The following is a 19,095-nucleotide window of genomic DNA, read 5'->3' on the forward strand; positions in this document are numbered from 1 at the left end:
GCAACTATTACCTTTTGAGTCTGAAGGGAGCTAATCTGGCTCAGTCGTCAAATCTGGAGGTGAAACATGAAAAGTCCGATTGGTCTTGATACCGTTCAATCACAAGCCCTGGCCGCCGAGCTGAACAAGTTGCTGGCCAGCTACCAGATCCTCTACATGAACGTCCGTGGCTTCCACTGGAATATCCGCGGCAACCAGTTCTTCGAACTGCACCTGAAATTTGAAGAGATCTATAACGATCTGCTGCTGAAGGTCGACGCCCTGGCCGAGCGCATCCTCACCCTGGATGGCGTACCCATGCACAGCTTCAGCGACTACCTGAAAGTCTCTGCCATCCCGGAGCAGAAGGGACTGCATGACGGCCGTGCCTGTGTCGAATCCCTGCTTGAGAGCTTCCGCGAGCTGCTGGTCGCCCAGCGCCGGATCCTGGGACAAGCCGCCGAGGCCGGTGACGAGGGCACCGCATCCATCCTCTCCGACTATGTGCAGCAGCAGGAAAAACTGGTCTGGATGCTGCGCGCCTATCTGGCCTGATCCTTTGTTGAAGCGAGTTTTGTTGTAAACCTTTGTTGTAAACCCGAGTTGTCTCTCCTTTTATCCACCCGCTTGCCGCCCTGTTTGGGCGGCTTTTTTGTTTTTGATCTGCATCAATGAAAACTTAATTGGCAAATTGAATGCCTATTAAGTTTTTGGCGAGGGGCATAGAATCGCCACAAAACAAGTAACTGAAATGTCCAATTAGGAGAGGCATGATGTTTTGTGTGCAATGTGAACAGACAATTCGTACCCCGGCAGGCAATGGCTGTGCTTATGCACAAGGCATGTGCGGCAAGACGGCCGAAACCTCGGATCTGCAGGATGTGCTGATCTATGCGCTGCAGGGCCTCAGTGCCTGGGCGCTGGCCGCTCGCGAGCACGGCGTCATCGACAACGAGATCGATGCCTTCGTGCCCAAGGCTTTCTTCGCCACCCTCACCAACGTCAACTTCGATTCCGCCCGCATCGTTGGCTATGTCAATCAGGCGCTGGCTCATCGTCAGCAGCTGGCCGACCGTCTGGCTGCACTGGCGGTGCAAGTCACCGGCTTGCCCGAGGCCGCCGGCTTCGAGCCGGGTGACGAGTTGCTCGCCCAGCTGGCCCATGCACCGCAAACCGCGGTCAATCGCGGCAAGAGCGAGGTGCACGAAGACATCATGGGGCTGCGTCTGCTCTGCCTCTACGGCCTCAAGGGCGCCGCCGCCTACATGGAGCACGCCCGGGTGCTGGGTCAGCAGGATAGCGCCGTAGCCGCCGAGTTCCATCGCATCATGAGCTGGCTCAGCACGGACCCGAGCGAGCTGGATCCCCTGTTCAAATGTGCCATGGAGATCGGCCTGCTCAACTTCAAAATCATGGAGATGCTGGATCTCGGTGAAACCACCGCCTTCGGCCACCCGGAACCGACCCAGGTACGCGTCACCCCGGTGCCGGGCAAGTGCATCCTGGTCTCTGGCCACGACATGATGGATCTCAAGCTGATCCTGGAGCAGACCGCTGGTACTGGCATCAACGTCTACACCCACGGCGAGATGCTGCCGGCGCTGGCCTATCCCTTCTTCAAGCAGTACCCCCACCTGGTGGGCAACTACGGCTCTGCCTGGCAGAACCAGCAGAAGGAGTTTGCGAACTTCCCCGGCGCCGTTGTGATGACCTCCAACTGCATCATAGATCCCAACGTGGGCGACTATAGCGACCGCATCTTCACCCGTTCTATCGTCGGCTGGCCGGGCGTGACTCACCTGGAAGGGGATGACTTCTCCGCCGTGGTGGCGAAGGCGTTGGCGCTGGACGGTTTCAAGCACACAGAACTCGAACACTTCATCACCATCGGCTTTGCCCGCAATGCCCTGATGCAGGCGGCACCAGCGGTGATCGACAAGGTGAAAGCCGGCGAGATCAGCCACTTCTTCCTGGTGGGCGGTTGTGACGGCGACAAGGCCGAGCGCGCCTACTTCACCGAGTTTGCCAAGGCCGCCCCGCAAGACAGCCTGCTGCTCACCCTGGGCTGCGGCAAGTACAAGTTCAACAAGCTCGACTTTGGCGACATAGGCGGTATTCCCCGTCTGCTGGACGTGGGTCAGTGCAACGATGCCTACTCCGCCATCCAGCTGGCACTGGCGCTCTCCGAGGCGTTCGAGTGCGGCGTCAACGACCTGCCGTTGACCCTGGTGCTCTCCTGGTTCGAACAGAAGGCCATCGTCATCCTGCTCACCTTGCTGGCGCTCGGTGTGAAAGACATTCGCACCGGTCCGACCGCACCGGCCTTCCTGACCCCGGCCCTGCTCAAGGTGCTGGAGGAGCAGTTCGGGCTGAAAGGGACCACCACGGCCGAAGCGGATCTCGCCGAGATCCTGGCGGCCTGAATCCGGTGATAGCGCAGGCCGTGTAGGCCTGATCATCTCAGCGTGTTGTAAGCCTTTGGCGAGCCTGATGGCTCGCCTTTTTTTCAAAGCGTCGTGTTTCAAAAACATGTTTTCAAAATGAGGAGCCTTGTGATGACCTCCACCTCTCTCACCCTGCGTTGCATTGGTCGTCGCGCCGACACCCATGATGTGGTGAGCTGGCAGTTCGCGCCGCTTGCAGGCAGTCTGCCCCCCGTGCTGGCCGGCCAGTGCGTGACCCTGCACACAGAGATCGATGGCCAGCCCATGTGCCGTGCCTATACCCTCTCCTCCAGCCCGCAGGACGCGTGCTGGCAAGTCACCATCAAGGATGTGGGGCGGGTCTCCCACCATCTGCACCAGAGCCTGCAGGTGGGGGACGAGATCCGGGTCGACGGCCCCTTCGGCGACTTCAACCTGACGGCGCTGCCCTGCGAGCGACCGCTGCTGCTCAGCGCCGGTTCCGGCATCACTCCCATGTGGGCCATGCTGCGCGACGAGCTGGCCAAGCGGCCCGAGGCGGACATCCGCTTCATTCACAGCGCCCGTTCGCCCCAGGATCTGATCTTCGCGGACGAACTGGCTGCGCTGGCCGAGGCCCATGCCGGCGTGCGCCATGCTTTAGTGCTGGAGAAAGTGCTGGAGCAGGCTTCGGCCGCTCACCCCTGGGTTGGCCGACTCAGCCCGGACATGCTGAGGGAATTGGCACCGGACCTGCTCGCTCGCCACGTCTATCTGTGCGGCCCTGCGCCTTACATGACCGCCGTCTGCGCCATGCTGGCGGAGCTGGGGTTGCCAGCGGAGCAGTTGCATCAGGAGTCGTTCGGCCTGCCCGCTGTTACATCGGGCGCGGCGCCGGTTGCGGTCGCCAGCGACCATTTCTGGCTGACCCTCAAGAAGAGCGGCAAGAAGGTGAAGATATTGCCGGGCCAGACCCTGCTGGCCGCCCTGGAAGGGGCTGGCGAGACCATGATGGCTGCCTGCCGCGCCGGAGTGTGTGGCGCCTGTCGCTGTACCACGACTGGCGAGATCGAACGGCAGAGTGTGATGACGCTGAGTGCGCAGGATCTGGAGGGCGGCGTCGCACTGGCCTGCTCCTGTACCGCTAGGGGGGATGTCAGCCTCGACTATTGAGGGTGCCATGAACATCTCGGCCTTTTCCCGCTGTGACTGGGCGGGTACACTCAGCCCAGTTTCACCAGAACACGGGATAATAAATGACAATATTGGTCACGGGCGGCGCCGGTTACATAGGTTCCCATACCCTGGTTGAGCTGCTCAATGCCGGGCAGCAGGTCGTGGTGCTGGACAACCTGTCCAACTCTTCCCCCGAGTCCCTCAAGCGGGTCGAGCGGATCACCGGCAAGCCGGTCATCTTCGTGGAAGGGGACGTGCTGGACAGAGCCTGTCTGCAGCAGCTGTTTGCCGCCCACAAGATTGAATCCGTGATCCACTTTGCCGGCCTCAAGGCAGTGGGGGAGTCGAGCCAGATCCCGCTCACCTATTACCAGAACAACATCACGGGTACCCTGGTGCTGTGCGAGGAGATGGCAAAGGCGGGTGTGTTCCGGCTGGTGTTCAGCTCCTCCGCCACAGTGTATGGCGATCCGGCCTCTGTGCCGTTGCGGGAAGATTTCCCCACCAGCGCGACCAACCCCTATGGTCGCTCCAAGCTGATGGTGGAAGAGATACTGCGTGACTTGTCCAAATCCGATCCGCGCTGGGCCATAGTGCTGCTGCGCTACTTCAACCCGGTTGGCGCCCACGAGAGCGGCCTCATAGGTGAAGATCCCAACGGCATCCCCAACAACCTGCTGCCCTATATCAGCCAGGTGGGGGTCGGCAAGCTCAAGGAGCTGGGAGTGTTTGGCAACGACTATCCGACCCCGGATGGCACAGGCGTGCGTGACTACATCCACGTGGTGGATCTCGCCCTCGGTCATCTCAAGGCGCTGGCCCGCATCGCTGCCGATACCGGTGTCTTCACCTACAACCTGGGTACCGGTCAGGGCTATTCCGTGCTGCAGATGATCAGGGCGTTCGAGGCGGCCAGCGGCCGCACCATAGCGTACCAGATCAAACCGCGCCGTCCCGGTGACATAGCCGAATGCTGGGCCGAGCCGCACAAGGCCCGTGACGAGCTGGGCTGGCAGGCGGAGCGCGGGCTCGAGCGGATGATGGTGGACACCTGGCGCTGGCAAAGCCAGAACCCGAACGGCTATGGTCCTACTGCGAAGCCGTGATCAAGGATCATGCGCTGCTCGGGAGCCTCATTTATTCATATAAATTCCGGTCCCTGCGCAGCTCTTCGCCTTGCTGACAGCTCCTCGCGACGACCCATCAGGCCTGAGGGACTGAAGCCTGAATGGCAAAACGCCCCGGCATCGCAATGCCGGGGCGTTTTTTATGGGCGAAGGGCTGGGTTACTGAATGCTCTTGCCCGCGCGCACATCCTTGATGAAGCCTTTCAGGCTCGCCAGATCGCGAGGGGCGCCACGCAGTATCTGGTCACCTATGATGAAGGCCGGTGTGCCTGAGATGCTCATGGCTTCGGCCAGCGCCCGGTTGGTGCCGAGGTTCTGATCTATGCTGCCGTCCTTGATCTTGGCCTCGACCTTGCTCCAGTTCACCCCGGCCGCTTCCGCCAGCTGCTTCACCTGGGCTTCATCGGACAGCGGGCCCTGATGGGCGTACAGCTTCTCGTGGAAGGCCTGGTATTTGTCAGGCTGACCCAGTTGTACCGCCAGCGCAGCACGGGCGGCGAAGTAGGAGGTCTCGCTCAGGATGGGGAACTGCTTGTAGATGTAGCGGATGTCCTTGTCTTCACCCAGCAGCTGCTTGATCAGCGGATGGGCGCGCTTGCAGTAACCGCAGTTGTAATCGAAGAACTCGACCACGGTCAGGCTGCCCTTGGGGTTGCCGCTCTCGGGATCCTGATTGGCATAGAGCTGCTTGGCATGTGCCTGGATCAGGCTCTTGTCGTTGGCCGCCTGCTGGCTCTCCTGCTTGGCGCGCAGGGCATTGGACATCTCGACCAGGATCTCCGGATTCTTGACCAGATAGTCGCGCACGATTTGCTCGACATCGCTCTTGGTCAGCTCGCTTGCCTGAACCGGCGCCGCAAGCAGGGTGGCGCCAGTCAGGGCGCAAAGCAGGGCATGTTTGATTCTCATAAGTCCATCTTGCTGGAAATTTCGTGATGGCCACTATAGTGGGTGAGTCTATTTTCAAGTCAAGTTATCTGGTTGAAAAAGCGCTGCTTATGCCCCGTTTGTCGACTTTATGCGTCATTTAGCCCAATAAATCGGCAAACGCACCGCGAGGGGATTTACAAGCCGGATCGCCATGGGTAATATTCGCCGCACTGTCGCGGAGGGGTGGCAGAGCGGCTGAATGCACCGGTCTTGAAAACCGGCGATGGGCGACCATCCGTGGGTTCAAATCCCACCTCCTCCGCCATTTATTAAGCCAAAAAGGCCATCCGAAAGGATGGCCTTTTTGCTATGTGCTCAGTGCCCTTTCAACGGTGCTTTCATACAGTCATATCTGAATTTGCAGGATAAACTGTGGGCAATCTCCGATTTTGTGACAGGCCCAAGTGTGCCATCCGTTGACGCTTGTTAACATGTGGTACGTTTCCATGTTTGGCCACCCTACCTTGTGCACTATCCTCATACCCTAGAAATGAACACCCTGCATGCGCTGGATCTCATCGCCCAGTTTGAGACGGCCGCTGATGAGCGCACCATAGTGACCCTGTTGCGTGAACTGACCGCGCACATGGGATTCGATCATTTCAGGCTCGGCCTGATCTTCCCCAGTACCATTCAACGCCCCGACGTCATCATCTTCAACGGTTGCCCGCAAGCCTGGGTGGATACCTACACGGCCAGCGGTTTCTTTGCCATCGATCCCATCGTCAAACGCGGCATGACCCAGAGCACCCCCATTCTGTGGGCCGATGTGGCATGCGATGAAGAGGGTGGTGATGAGCAAGGCCGGGAGGTGATGCAACTGGCCAGCGAGTTTGGCATTCGCGATGGCGTGACGTTTCCCTGGCACGGAGCCAACGGCCACGTGGGCCTGCTCTCCTTCATCACCAGCGAACCTCGCACCAGGGCGCAGTGGCTCTCTGCGGTGCCCTTTCTCAGTTGGCTCTCCATGCATATTTTCGAGGCGGTGGCCCGGGTCTGTCTGGCCGGTCTGTCACCCCACGATGCGCTGAGTCTGCGGGAGCTGGAGGTGTGCCGCTGGGCTGCGGAGGGCAAGCAGGTGAGCGATATTGCCCAGATATTGGGGATCACCCCTCGTACCGTGACATTTCACCTGAACAATGTGGTGAGCAAGCTGGGGGCCAGCAGCAAGAGCCAGGCCATCTCATGGGCTCTGAAGCAGGGAATGGTCAGGTTAAACGTGGAGATGGCGTTGGTTGCCAATGTGGATGAGAAACAGTGATTTCATTGGCATTGAGCAAGTAGTTGCGCGATCTGCAAAACATTCAACTGAGTGGGCAACTATTTATGGTGTAAAGGCCGGTAACGCACAACTTATTGCGCTGCATGAGTGAGGTTTGCTTGGGTGTTTTACTTAAGATGCTGAAAAGTAAGGGATAAAAAGAGTGGCATGGTCGCTGCTAATGGTTTGGTCGAGTGCTATCTCATTTAACCAACCCATCAGGAGCATACACATGCCAACTCCATGTTATATCAGCATCGAAGGTAAAACCCAGGGCAATATCACTGCCGGTGCCTTCACCTCCGATTCCGTCGGCAACATCTTCGTGCAGGGCCATGAAGACGAGATGCTGGTACAAGAGTTCCAACACGTCGTTACCGTGCCGACTGACCCCCAATCCGGTCAGCCTGCCGGTCAGCGCGTCCACAAGCCGTTCAAGTTCACCGTCGCTCTGAACAAGGCCGTACCGCTGATGTACAACTCCCTGGCCTCCGGCGAAATGCTGCCGAAAGTGACCCTGAAATGGTACCGCACCTCGGTCGAAGGCAAGCAGGAGCACTTCTTCTCCACAGTGCTGACTGACTCCACCATAGTCGACATCGACTGCCAGATGCCCCACTGCCAGGATCCGGCGAAGTCTGACTTCACCCAGCTGATCCAGGTCTCTCTGGCCTATCGCAAGATTGACTGGGAGCACACAGTGGCTGGCACCTCCGGCTCTGACGACTGGCGTGCACCTATCGAGGCCTAAGCCCCGAGTCCTTATTGACGTTATTCCTTGTAATGCACCCCAGGGTTCTGGCGTTCACAGTGTCAGTGGTCGCCAGGCCCGTGCAAGCTTTCTCCGGCCTGTTCATCTGGACGTGGTCGGAGCTTTTGTGTTTTGCCATATGGCTGAAGGCATCGACCTTATTGCAAAGCACAACAGAGGTCAGTCGTGATGTGTCCCACTATTGCATTGCCCGGTGACATCGGCACCGGGCGCCATGGGCTTCACCCATCCCCCGTGATCGCCGCCAACCCCGATGTTTTCCTCGATGGAAAACCGGTGGCCCGGCAGGGTGATCCGCTGGCCCCTCACGTCAAACCCAACAATCCTCCCCATCCACGCAGCATCTCGGGAGGCGTCGGCTCCGTGCTGTGCACTTTGCGGCGCAGTGGCAAGCCCATCGCCGTGACCGGCACCGCCATAGGTTGCGGTGGCGTTGTGATTGGCTCTGGCAGCGGACAGGCAGGATAAGGAACAGCGTTATGGCAGACAGCACAGGATTACAATTTACCGTCAAGGTGGGGGCGCTGCCCGAGAGCACCTTCGTGGTGGCCGAGTTTGCGCTGGAAGAGGCGCTGAACGGACCGTTCCAGCTGCGATTGGAATTGGCGAGCCCAGAGCCTGACGTCGACTTCGGCGCCGTGCTGGACCAGCCGTGCGAACTGCTGGTGTGGTACAACGGCGAGTTGCAGCGGCGGGTGTGCGGGGTCGTGAGTGATTTTGCGCAAGGGGACAGCGGCTTTCGCCGTACCCGCTACCAGTTGCGGGTGCAGCCGGCGCTGTGGCGGCTCTCCCTTCGTCACAACTCCCGCATCTTCCAGGCGCAAAAGCCCGATGAAATCCTCAGCATCCTGCTGCAAGAGCACGGCATCACAGACTACGCCTTTGCGCTCAAAAACGAGCACGCCCAGCGGGAATACTGCGTGCAGTACCGGGAAACCGACCTTGATTTCGTCAACCGGCTCGCCGCCGAAGAGGGGCTCTTCTACTTCCACGAATTCGACGCAGGCAAACACCGCGTCGTGTTTGCCGACGACGCGGCCGCCCTGACCGCCGGCCCCGCGCTCTTCTTCAATCTCGGCAACCGTTCGCTGGAGCAGGGCCCTTACGTGCGCCAGTTCCACTACCGCGAGGCGGTGCGCCCCAGCGATGTTGAGCTCAAAGACTACAGCTTCAAGACCCCGGCCTACGGTCTCTCCCACAAGAAGGCGGGAGCTGAGCTGGAACACCAGCGGGGCACCTACCAGCACTTCGATTTCCCGGGCCGCTACAAGCAGGACGGCAGCGGCAAGGCGTTTGCCCAGCACAGGCTCGATGCGCTGCGCAATGACGCCGTGGCCGGCAGCGGCAAGTCCAACAGCGCGGCCCTCTTGCCAGGGCAATTCTTCTCGCTAACCGAACACCCGAACGGCAGTCTGAATACCGACTGGCAAATCGTGCGCATCAGCCACACCGGTTTGCAGCCGCAGGCGCTGGAGGAAGAAGGCGGCAGCGGCCCGACCGTCTACCACAACGAATTTGGCGTAGTCAAAGCCAGCACCAGCTGGCGGGCGCGCATCGGCAGCCCACAGGCCCCTCACAAGCCCATGGTGGACGGCCCGCAAATCGCCATGGTGGTCGGCCCCGAGGGGGAGGAGATTTACTGCGACGAGCACGGCCGGGTGAAGCTGCAGTTCCCGTGGGACAGATACGGCAGCTCCAACGACCAGAGCTCCTGCTGGGTACGGGTCAGTCAGGGCTGGGCCGGCGGCCAATATGGCATGATGGCCATCCCGCGCATCGGCCATGAAGTTATCGTCTCTTTTCTGGAAGGGGACCCGGACCAACCGATTGTCACCGGTCGCACCTTCCACGCCACCAACCGCCCACCCTACGAGTTGCCGGCCAACAAGACCCGCACCGTGCTGCGCACCGAAACCCACCAGGGCGAAGGCTTCAACGAACTGCGCTTCGAAGACCAGGCGGGCAAGGAAGAGATTTACATCCACGGTCAGAAAGATCTGAACGTGCTTATCGAGAACGATGCGGTCTGGCATATCAAGCACGACCAGCACAGCGACATCGACAACGAGCGGGTGACTCGCATCAAAGCCAACGACCACCTGACGGTGGAAGGTGAAAAGCGCGACCAGGTGAAGGCGGACTATTCGCTGACGGTGGATGCCAGCCTGCACCAGAAGCTGGGGCAGTCCCTGCTGGTGGAAGCAGGAAGCGAGGTACATCACAAGGCGGGCATGAAAATCGTGATGGAGGCGGGCGCCGAGCTGACCCTGAAAGTGGGTGGCAGCTTTGTGAAGATTGATGCTGGTGGCGTGACCCTCAGTGGTGGCTCCATCAAGATGAACTCGGGTGGTAGTCCGGGCTCTGGCTCCGGCTGGGCAGGCAAGTCGCCCATCCTGCCGGGCAATGTTGAGGTGCCAGCACCACCTCCGGCAACCTTGCCTGCTCCGGCCATTCACAAGAGCATGGAGTCCATGGCGCCGCTGGCCAAGCCTTGTCCGCTCGCGCCACCACCACCCGCCCCACCCCAGTTTGCCGGGGGACCACCAGTGCCACCACCCGCCCCACCCCAGCTTGCCGGAGGGCCATCGATGCCACCGCCGCCACCACCCGTTGTGGCCAAAGGGGAGGGCAAAAAGCCGGCAAAGAAGTGGGCGACGGTAGAGATATCCAAAGCGGATGAAGCGCTCAGATACTATTCGGCGCAGGGATATACGCTGCTCAATAACTATTTGCGGGATCGCCCCTACAAGCAGCGAGAGGCCATCGATACCCTGCTTAGCCGCAGTTATTTGAATGATGAACCGACATCCGCGAGTGAGTTCGACCAGGCAATGAAGGCCTATGTTGCCGATGTGGAGGCTGGTCTGGCGAAATTGCCGGCCTCACCCGATTTGGACTTCGTGTACCGGGGGTTGGCGCTGGACAAGCCGGAGCTTGCAGCCCTGAAAGATCAGTTTACCGGGGTGGGCAATATCGTTGTTGAGCCAGGATTCATGAGTACCTCACCGGACAAGGCCTGGGTCAACGATACCTTGTTGAGGATCCGCCTGCCTGCCGGTCATGGTGGCCGTCTGCTGGGAGACGCTGCGCACTTCAAGGGGGAAGCGGAAATGCTGTTTCCGACCCAGACCAGACTCAGGGTCGATCGGGTGGTTTCCTCCATGAGCGGCGATTTTGACTCCTTGCTCAATACGATTCCAACCTCTGACAATGCATCGGACAACCGCAGCAGGATCAAGCGACTGATTGAGGTTTCCGTATTATGACGTTATCTGATTGGCTCGCTGGCAAGCAAGCGGGTGAAATATATGCTGTCATCGATGGAGCCCTGGCGGCGTCAGCCGTGGCAGATTTCTATACATATGACGGAGAGAATGCCAATCCACTTTTTGCCGGTACCGCTTTCGATGAACAGTCTGCGTTGGGGCCCTGGTTGCTGCCTGCCCCTTCCACTGAGTTCATGATTGCCAATCCCGCCCTGAGCTGCTTCTACCTGATCAGCGACCAATCAGTGGAGCAGATCCGCCGCCATTGGCAGAGCCTGATAGAAGCGATACGCGAGGGAGAAGCTGTCTGGTTTCGTTTCTCTGACCCACGCATTTTCCTGCCGATGCTCAGCGCCATGACCCCTGATGAACGCGATAGTGTGCTGGGGCCCTGTTCCGGGCTCTGGATCCATGGCAAGGCCTTCTCTCGCACGCCTCATGCCCGGTTCCAACCCGCATTGCAAAGCCCCTGGTTTCATATCCGGCCTCATCACCTGGCTGGACTCTACGACGAGAACCGTCATGCCTACATCTTGCGGCGGCGGTTATGGCAGACCATGACGGCTATGATGGAGCGCCATCCCGACCCGGCCGGGACCATTTTACCCACCCTCAAACAGGCCAATCAGGATGGGCTGCAAGAGGATGTGCGGGATGGTGTGGTGGCTGGCACCTTGGCCTTGCAGGCCAATTTGCCTCTTGAAGAGATACGGGTGCCTTTGATGCTGACCGACGATGAGCTGGTGCAGGTAGCAAACTGGCTGAACAAACATCACGAATTGACAGGAGTATCCTGATGGCGGCAGATCCCCACTGTATCCCTTGCGAACGTTATGATAACTGGATAGAGATAGACGTTCGTGATGAGCACAACTGTTCGTTCAAGGGGCTCAAGGCGACTTTGACTGACGAAACAGGCAAGTCAGAGACGGTCACCCTGAAGGATGGACCCACCCTGGTACGAGGTTTTGCAGTTGGCCCGGTGACAGTAAAAATCGAGACGCCAGCCTGGCTCAAGGCGGCGCAATCCCGTGAGGCCCTCAAGGAGGGTGAGGTCACACAGGTACTCGCCTATACAGACAAGCTCTTCGGGCACTGCGACGTCAAACGAGAGCACATCAAGGTGACCTCAGGCGACCTTTGCCTCACTGAACCAGAGCAGCCACTACCGGGAGGACATCAGGCAGAACAGGCTCAGCCTCCCCGCTTTTTCACCAAGCACTCCTATGTAATTGAAGTGAAGGGCTATCAGCTTACCACCCTGCGCATCGGGGTGTTTTTTGACGGCACGGGTAACAACACCCACAACGCCCAGGCGGGGTTGCAAAAAGTAGAGCAGTGGCTTCTGGAAACCTGCTCAGATCCGGCGCAGCGGGAGAAAGAGCTACAGGGCTGCCAGATGGGGCAAAGCCCGGTTGAAGGTAGCTCCGCCAATGATGTGACCAATGTGGGCAAGTTGTTTGAGCAATATGACATCGCAGCAGGCCCGTTGGTGGCTCACAGCTATATCAGTGGTATTGGGACTCGCGACCCAATCGCAGGAGAAAATGGCCCTGAATATCGTTCGGATGACACCCTGACCCAGGGATTTGATCTCGATTTTGGTGGGGAGAACACCTCCATCATTGGCAAAGTGACGCTAGCTTGTACAGATACAATTCTGATGGGTATTCACGATGATCTTCGTGACGTTTTACCAAGTGTCGACTGCATCCATCGCATCGTATTCGATGTGTTTGGCTTTAGTCGGGGCGCAGCTGCCGCCCGCCATTTCGTCAATGTTATCGACCAAAAAGCCGATCACCCCTTGGTGCAAGCTATGGCGAATAGCCCGGATATTCACCTCAAGGCAGGTTTTGATTGGGCTAGCCGCGACGATGTACGCTTTACCTTTGTGGGCCTGTTCGATACCGTAGTTTCCTCTTATAACCGCAGTGTCAATGTTCAACTCAAAGCGGATTGCGCAGAGCGGGTGGTACATCTCACCGCGCTGGATGAGGTGCGTAAATACTTCCCGCTATCACGTATTACAGAAGATGCCGCAGGCACCAGTACTCCTGCTCACTTTACTGAGCTGGCGCTACCGGGAGCTCACTCTGACATAGGCGGCGGTTACTATAGCCGCTGGAGCTTGAGCAATCCCAATAGCGATCCTGCCCTGATCGAGCGCATCGAGCTGGAACGTTTTATGAGTGTGGAAGCTGTTACAACACCAGATGCCGAGAGCCTTGCCTATCAAAAAGCCAAGGCGTATGCCGACGAGAAAAGAACGTTGGGCTGGGTCACTCGTATCAACCCCAACCTGCCTCGTGGCGCTGTGCCGCCGCTGGGGGCGATCAGCCTAAAACCTTACTCCTTCCGGCGTCCCGAGGGAAAAAATGGCACAGGCCCCGGCAAAAAGTCGGTCTATGTGGAGGTACTGATGAGCAGAGTGGTTGAGGGGGAATACTCCCGTATTCCGCTGCATATGATGGTTGAGGCGGGCCGCGCCGTAGGGGTGCCGTTTAAAGCATGGATGCCGGAAGATAGGGCATTGCAGCTTGAGCCGCTCTCTATCAGACGGCCAGAGGCTGACTTGAAAACGTTGGATAAACTCTGGGCGCTATCAGCTATCGAACAGAAGGTTGCCAAGAACTTGACCCATCAATTATCGCCCGATGTTTACCGTGCCTTGCGTCGTGACTATCTGCACCACAGTGCCAGCAACCAGGGCATCGCCAATCCGGCCAATACCAATAAATACGAACCGAGTATCAGTAAGGAGAGGCGCAAACTGATAGGGAACAAGGTGTCATGATGTTAAAGCGATGGATGTTAGTGCTTGGCCTGCTTTGTCCCTTGTTGGCTTGTGCTGCGGATGCACAGCTCAAACCTTTTTCTTGGCGTTATGGTACAGGCAGCAATATAGATCTTACTAAGAACACCAAGACCGAGTTCTATCTTGGAGGGAAACCGGTTTATGCCGACCGTCTGGCTGGGGGCGGGGCTGGAGGTCTGCTTGCTGACCGAATCAAGGGGCAGCGTTACTATTGGGCGGGCGGCGGTGGCCTGCCTACCGATGGTGTTCCCGTCCCCGATAAAGCTGTGATTGAGATGGTTTCGTTCCATGATCGCAAGCGCTACCGCATCAAGGTGGATTTACCTACCGACCTAGAGCAGAAAATGCGTCAGGTGTATTTAGTCGAAGGACGTCATGATAGACGAAATCGCCTCTACTTTGGTTTAGCTCCAGGTGGTTATTTCGAGGTCCTGCTAACAGGAGGAGGATTGCAACTCAGTCCTGACCTACTGCTCGCCCGTGGTATCGCCGAAGTTGTGACCGATGATTGGTATGACCAGAGAGTACCGATAGCGCGCCAATATGGTATGGATGATTTCGACAAGAAATATGGTGAGCTATTCAAGCAATACCCAGTTCCTAACGGAATGGATTGGGCTCCTATCATGGACGCCTACCGTGCCAAGCAGCCCAAGACAGATATAAACCCGGTGCGATGATGGCATCAATGCGCACACTCCTATTACTGCTGCTGTTGCCACTAGTCACTGCTTGTCAGGCGGCCCCCACAGGCCCCAAACAACTGGACTGGCGCCATATGGTGGGTTCGAACGCTGATGAGTTATGGGTGACTGAGGTGCTCTTTTATCGTCAAGGCAAGTTGGTGGATGCCTCAACCAATGGGGCTCTACGCTCAGTTAGCGCCAACTCGTTAAAAGAGAAAGATTACCGCTGGAGCATAGGCAAGGGCCGCCGTGATATTCACCCCGCCCCCGATCGGGTAGAAGTGGAGTGGATTTCATTCCATGACAAAAAGCGCTATCGCATTAGCCTAGCGTTGCCAGCAGAACTGGAAAGCATGATTGCGCAGCCTTATCGCATCAAGGTAAAAGACGAATGGCGTGAAGTACGCCGCGATAATATTGGCTTAGGCATGGCCACCGGCGGCTATGTGGAAGCATTTATAACCAATGCCAAAGTGAAGCCTGATATCCTGCTGGCTAGAGGGATTGCTAAGGAAATTCAAACCTCGCAAGACAAGGAAAATCCAGTCACCAAAGTATACAAAGAGTGGTTTGACGATTTTGATAAAGCATACGGTAATGCCTACAAGCAATATCCCACTCCCAGTGGTATGGCCTGGGCTCCCATCATGGATGCTTATCGTGCTGCCCAACCCGTCACCGATGTGAATCCTGTGTCTGAATAACGATTTTGTTTCATCTCAACCGGCGATAAAGGTGAGCTGAATTATTAAGTAGACCAATATTTGTACGCTATGTAATACGGCACCAATGCCCCCATCTGCCTATGGCGATGGGGGTTTTGGTTTGTCTTTCAATGATGGCCAGGGATCAACCCTATCAGGTGCTGCAGGCTTTTCTGGCGTGGATGGCGACGGGTGGCGAGGCTGATGCGGGTGGTGAGCGGTTCATCGGCGATGGGGTGATAGCTGACGCCGTGGGGGTGCAGCTCGCTGACCGAGCGCGGGATGATGGCAACCCCGAAACCGGCCTGCACCATGCCGACGGTGGAGATCACCTGCGGGCTCTGGCTACCGAGCCGAGGGCTGAAACCGGCCCGCTGGCAGCGTTGGGTGATGGCATCGTGCAGGCCCGGCCCGAGCTCGCGCGGGAACAGGATGAAGGGGTCTGCCGCCAGAGCCTCGATGGCGATGGCGCTCGTGCTTGCCAGCGGGTGGTGCGGGGGGAGGGCGATCAGCATCTCCTCCTCATCGATGAGGTGGTGAGTCAGCGCCGAGCTGCTGCTGCACGGCAGGCGCAGGATGGCGGCATCCAGCTCCTCGCTCATCAGGTCGCGCACCAGATTGGGCATGCTGTTCTCGATGGGATGCAGGCTCACCTCTGGCCAGGCCTGGCGAAAGTCGTGGATCAGGCGCAGCACACTCGGGTGCAGCACAGTGGAGCCGGCAAAGCCCAGGCGCAGGGAGCCGAGCTGACCTCGGGCGATGCGCTGGGCCTTCTGCATGGCCTGCTCGGTTTGCGACAGTATGCCCTTGGCATCCTGATAGAGGCTCAGCCCCGCCTCGGTCAGCTCCACACTGCGGGTCAGCCGGTGAAACAGCGGCGTGCCCACCTCTTGTTCAAATTTGCGGATCTGCTGGCTGAGGGGCGGCTGGGCCATGCCCAGCGCCTCGGCCGCCTTGGTAAAGCTCTGCTTCTCTGCCACGGCTACCAGGTAGCGCAGGTAACGAAATTCCATATCTGGTACGTCTCGAAGCTGATGGGTTTGGATATTGGTATCAAAGTGTGATCTTGGTCACTATTGAATCCTGATTTGCCAACCTAACAGGATTGGAGGTTAAATCCAAATGGAAACCCATACACAGTGTGACTGTGCCATCGAGATCAGCCAGCAGTTTGCTCGCTGGCAAGCCCGTCAGGGTGGTGGCGAGGTCTATCAGAGCTCCTTGATGAGCGCCCTGCTGGCCGGCGTCTATGAGGGCGAGACCACCATGGCCGATCTGCTGCGCCACGGCGACTTTGGTCTTGGCACCTTCAACCGGCTCGACGGCGAGCTGATTGCGTTCGAGCGCCAGATCCATCAACTCAAGGCCGATGGCTCGGCCCGTCCGGCCCAGGCCGGCCAGAAAACCCCGTTTGCGGTGATGACTCACTTTCGACCCTGTCTGGAGCGCCGCTTCGATCACCCCCTCAGCCGCGACGAGATCCATCAGTGGATCGATCAGCTGGTGGGCACCGACAACGTCTTCGTCGCCTTTCGCCTCGATGGTCTGTTTGAGCAGGCCCAGGTGCGCACAGTGCCCTGCCAGACTCCCCCCTACAAGCCCATGCTGCAGGCCATAGAGGCACAGCCGTTGTTCTCGTTCAGCCAGCGGCGCGGCACCCTGGTGGGCTTTCGCTGCCCACCCTTCGTGCAGGGGATCAATGTGGCCGGCTATCACGAACATTTCATCACCGAAGATCGCAAGGGCGGTGGTCACATCCTCGATTACGCCATGGGCCACGGCCAGTTGCAGTTGTCTGTGGTTCAGCATCTCAACATAGAGCTGCCGCGCAACCCTGCTTTTCAACAGGCTGACCTCAATCCCGCCGATCTGGACCGCGCCATCCGCGCTGCCGAAGGCTAATCCCTTCGCTTACAAGGAGTTATTCTCATGGAAAATCAACACTGGAGCTGTGGGGCCGAGCTGGTCGTACGCCATCTGGAGGCGCAGGGCGTCAAGCAGGTATTCGGTATTCCGGGGGCCAAGATCGACCGGGTATTCGATGCCCTGGAAGATTCCCCCATCGACACCATAGTGGTGCGTCACGAGGCGAACGCCGCCTTCATGGCCGCCGCCGTGGGCCGTCTGACCGGCAAGGCCGGGGTGGCGCTGGTGACCTCGGGCCCAGGTTGCGCCAACCTGATCACAGGCCTCGCGACCGCCACCTCGGAAGGGGATGCCATGGTGGCGCTGGGTGGCGCGGTGCGACGTGCCGATGGCCTCAAGCTCACTCACCAGAGCCTGGACACCGTCAGCCTGTGCCGCCCCGTCACCAAGTTCAGCGCCCAGGTGGGAACCGGATCCGCCCTGTCCGAGGTGATGGCCAATGCCTTTCGGTCCGCCGAACTGGGTCGCCCCGGCGCCGCCTTCGTCAGCCTGCCCATGGACATCATCAACGAGCCCACCGATGGCGCCATCCTGGTGCCCAGAGCCATACCCGAACCGGGCGCCGCCGATGAGGCGGGCATCGACAGGGCGCTGAGCCTGCTGGCGCAAGCCCGCAAACCGGTGGTGCTGCTTGGCCTGCTGGCCAGCCGGCCGGAAAACTCTCTCGCGGTGCGCGCCTTTTTGGACAAGAGCCGGTTGCCGGTGACGGGCACCTATCAGGCGGCTGGCGTGGTGGATACCCACCATTTCGATGACTTCGCCGGTCGGGTGGGACTGTTCAACAACCAGCCGGGGGACAGGTTGCTGCAGGATGCGGATCTGGTGATCTGTATCGGTTACAGCCCCATCGAATATGACCCTGTGCTGTGGAACGGCACGGGTGAGCGGCAACTGCTGCACATCGATGCCCTGCCGGCGGAGATCGACAGCAGCTATTGCCCGGCGGTTGAGCTGGTGGGCTCCATCAGTGCCAATCTGTATTGCTTGACCAAGATGTTGAACCAGCCGCTGGCACGGGACCCCGCCATCGCCGCCCTGCTTGGTGAGATACGGGCCCAGCGCCATCAGCTGACCCAGCATGCCCAGCATCTGGGGGGCATGCCCATCCATCCGCTGCGGATCGTCAAGGAGCTGCAGGACATCATAGGGCAGGACATGACCCTGTGCGTGGACATGGGCAGCTTCCACATCTGGATTGCCCGCTACCTATACAGCTTCCGGGCGCGCCAGGTGCTCATCTCCAACGGTCAGCAGACCATGGGGGTGGCGCTGCCCTGGGCCATAGGTGCGGCCATGGTGCGGCCGGGGGAGAAGATCATCTCGGTGTCCGGCGATGGCAGTTTCATGCAGTCGAGCATGGAACTGGAGACCGCAGTGCGGCTCAAATCCAACATAGTGCACATCATCTGGGTCGATAACGGCTACAACATGGTGGCGATGCAGGAGGAGAAAAAGTACCGCCGCAGCTCGGGGGTGAGCTTCGGGCCTATCAATTTCAAGGCCTATGCCGAGTCCTTCGGGGCGGCCGGGTTTGCGGTCACCAGCGCCGAGGATCTACGGTCGACCCTGCGCGCCGCCATGGCGGTGAGCGGGCCTGCGGTGGTGGCCATACCGGTGGATTACAGTGACAACCACCTGCTGATGGAGCAGCTCAGACCCGAGTTGCTGAGCTAGCGATCAAGGGGGCAGTTTGAGTTGCGCCCGGCCAATAGCAGAGCGCCCCTTGCCGGCAGGCAAGGGGCGCTCGTCATGACGAGAGGGCATCCGCGATGGCAACAGGGGTCATGGCATGACTGCGGGGGGCATCACCATGGGGCCGGCCACCGCGAGGGCTGTGTCGTCCCCGCGCAGCACCCGCACGATTTCGAGGGCAAATTCGATGGCGCTGCCCGGTCCCTGGCTGGTGATCAGGCGATGGGCCTCATCCGTCACGACCCGCGCCTTACTCAAGTGTGCGGCTGGCAGGCCTGCTTGAAAGCCCGGATGACAGGTGACGCTGGCATCCCCCAGCAGATCGTGGTGTTGCAGCACCACGGCGGGGGCGGCGC

Annotated in this window: 17 protein-coding genes, 1 tRNA gene and 1 pseudogene; 16 read left to right on the top strand and 3 right to left on the bottom strand. The window is 59.1% G+C overall.

Translation table 11 applies throughout. The features are described 5' to 3' along the window. Nucleotides 1-66 precede the first annotated feature (66 nt). The 4 genes from BN1118_RS04570 (at nt 67) to galE (ending at nt 4,663) form a co-directional block, all read left to right on the top strand. A complete protein-coding gene (locus BN1118_RS04570; protein ID WP_021140949.1) occupies nt 67-534 on the top strand; it encodes a Dps family protein in 468 nt (155 codons plus the stop codon). A gap of 218 nt (nt 535-752) precedes the next feature. Then, the gene (gene hcp, locus BN1118_RS04575; protein ID WP_043554876.1) at nt 753-2,402 is read left to right on the top strand and encodes a hydroxylamine reductase; all 1,650 of its coding nucleotides are present in this window, start codon (nt 753-755) and stop codon (nt 2,400-2,402) included. A gap of 132 nt (nt 2,403-2,534) precedes the next feature. Continuing rightward, on the top strand, nt 2,535-3,554 hold the full coding sequence (locus tag BN1118_RS04580) for an FAD-binding oxidoreductase (RefSeq protein ID WP_043554741.1): 1,020 nt from the start codon (nt 2,535-2,537) through the stop codon (nt 3,552-3,554). Nucleotides 3,555-3,637: 83 nt separating this feature from the next. Then, entirely contained in the window at nt 3,638-4,663 is a 1,026-nt protein-coding gene (gene galE / locus BN1118_RS04585) for a UDP-glucose 4-epimerase GalE (RefSeq protein WP_043554742.1), read from the top strand. Nucleotides 4,664-4,843: 180 nt separating this feature from the next. Here galE and BN1118_RS04590 read toward each other — a convergent pair whose 3' ends face one another. Further along, entirely contained in the window at nt 4,844-5,593 is a 750-nt protein-coding gene (locus tag BN1118_RS04590; RefSeq protein WP_043554743.1) for a DsbA family protein, read from the bottom strand. Between the two features lie 198 nt (nt 5,594-5,791). Between BN1118_RS04590 and BN1118_RS04595 the strand changes: the two genes are divergently transcribed. The 10 genes and pseudogenes from BN1118_RS04595 (at nt 5,792) to BN1118_RS04635 (ending at nt 15,121) form a co-directional block, all read left to right on the top strand. Then, nucleotides 5,792-5,879: transfer RNA gene (locus tag BN1118_RS04595), tRNA-Ser, on the top strand. 225 nt (nt 5,880-6,104) lie between these two features. Next, nucleotides 6,105-6,875 (top strand): LuxR family transcriptional regulator, encoded by a 771-nt coding sequence (locus BN1118_RS04600; RefSeq protein WP_043554744.1) that lies wholly within the window; start codon nt 6,105-6,107, stop codon nt 6,873-6,875. A gap of 232 nt (nt 6,876-7,107) precedes the next feature. Then, the gene (gene hcp1, locus BN1118_RS04605; RefSeq protein ID WP_042867131.1) at nt 7,108-7,626 is read left to right on the top strand and encodes a type VI secretion system effector Hcp1; all 519 of its coding nucleotides are present in this window, start codon (nt 7,108-7,110) and stop codon (nt 7,624-7,626) included. Between the two features lie 189 nt (nt 7,627-7,815). Next, a complete protein-coding gene (locus BN1118_RS20985; protein ID WP_043134409.1) occupies nt 7,816-8,115 on the top strand; it encodes a PAAR domain-containing protein in 300 nt (99 codons plus the stop codon). An 11-nt stretch (nt 8,116-8,126) separates the two neighbouring features. Beyond that, a pseudogene (locus BN1118_RS04615) lies at nt 8,127-10,133 on the top strand (type VI secretion system Vgr family protein); the annotation flags it as partial. Between the two features lie 102 nt (nt 10,134-10,235). Then, nucleotides 10,236-10,913 (top strand): ADP-ribosyltransferase, encoded by a 678-nt coding sequence (locus BN1118_RS22195; RefSeq protein ID WP_244463574.1) that lies wholly within the window; start codon nt 10,236-10,238, stop codon nt 10,911-10,913. Beyond that, complete coding sequence (locus BN1118_RS04620) at nt 10,910-11,710, top strand: DUF4123 domain-containing protein (protein ID WP_043554745.1); 801 nt, start codon at nt 10,910-10,912, stop codon at nt 11,708-11,710. Before BN1118_RS22195 ends, BN1118_RS04620 begins: the two co-directional genes overlap by 4 nt. After that, nucleotides 11,710-13,710, top strand: a complete 2,001-nt coding sequence (locus BN1118_RS04625) for a T6SS phospholipase effector Tle1-like catalytic domain-containing protein (RefSeq protein WP_043554746.1) — start codon at nt 11,710-11,712, stop codon at nt 13,708-13,710. The genes BN1118_RS04620 and BN1118_RS04625 overlap by 1 nt, the downstream gene beginning before the upstream one ends. Before the next feature lie 14 nt (nt 13,711-13,724). Continuing rightward, nucleotides 13,725-14,411, top strand: a complete 687-nt coding sequence (locus BN1118_RS04630; protein WP_043554879.1) for a DUF2931 family protein — start codon at nt 13,725-13,727, stop codon at nt 14,409-14,411. Between the two features lie 8 nt (nt 14,412-14,419). Then, the gene (locus BN1118_RS04635; protein WP_043554882.1) at nt 14,420-15,121 is read left to right on the top strand and encodes a DUF2931 family protein; all 702 of its coding nucleotides are present in this window, start codon (nt 14,420-14,422) and stop codon (nt 15,119-15,121) included. Nucleotides 15,122-15,249: 128 nt separating this feature from the next. On the opposite strand, the gene BN1118_RS04640 is transcribed toward BN1118_RS04635, so the two are convergent. Further along, a complete protein-coding gene (locus tag BN1118_RS04640) occupies nt 15,250-16,134 on the bottom strand; it encodes a LysR family transcriptional regulator (protein WP_043554747.1) in 885 nt (294 codons plus the stop codon). 109 nt (nt 16,135-16,243) lie between these two features. On the opposite strand from BN1118_RS04640, the gene budA reads away from it, so the two are divergent. After that, nucleotides 16,244-17,023, top strand: a complete 780-nt coding sequence (gene budA, locus BN1118_RS04645) for an acetolactate decarboxylase (protein WP_043554748.1) — start codon at nt 16,244-16,246, stop codon at nt 17,021-17,023. A gap of 27 nt (nt 17,024-17,050) precedes the next feature. Beyond that, complete coding sequence (alsS, locus tag BN1118_RS04650) at nt 17,051-18,721, top strand: acetolactate synthase AlsS (protein WP_043554749.1); 1,671 nt, start codon at nt 17,051-17,053, stop codon at nt 18,719-18,721. Between the two features lie 108 nt (nt 18,722-18,829). Here the strand turns inward: alsS and BN1118_RS22200 are convergent. Then, nucleotides 18,830-19,095, bottom strand: a 266-nt coding sequence (locus tag BN1118_RS22200; protein WP_043554750.1) for a DJ-1/PfpI family protein, incomplete at its 5' end; no start/stop codon positions are given.

This window comes from Aeromonas bestiarum (genome assembly GCF_000819745.1).
GTDB lineage: Bacteria > Pseudomonadota > Gammaproteobacteria > Enterobacterales > Aeromonadaceae > Aeromonas > Aeromonas bestiarum.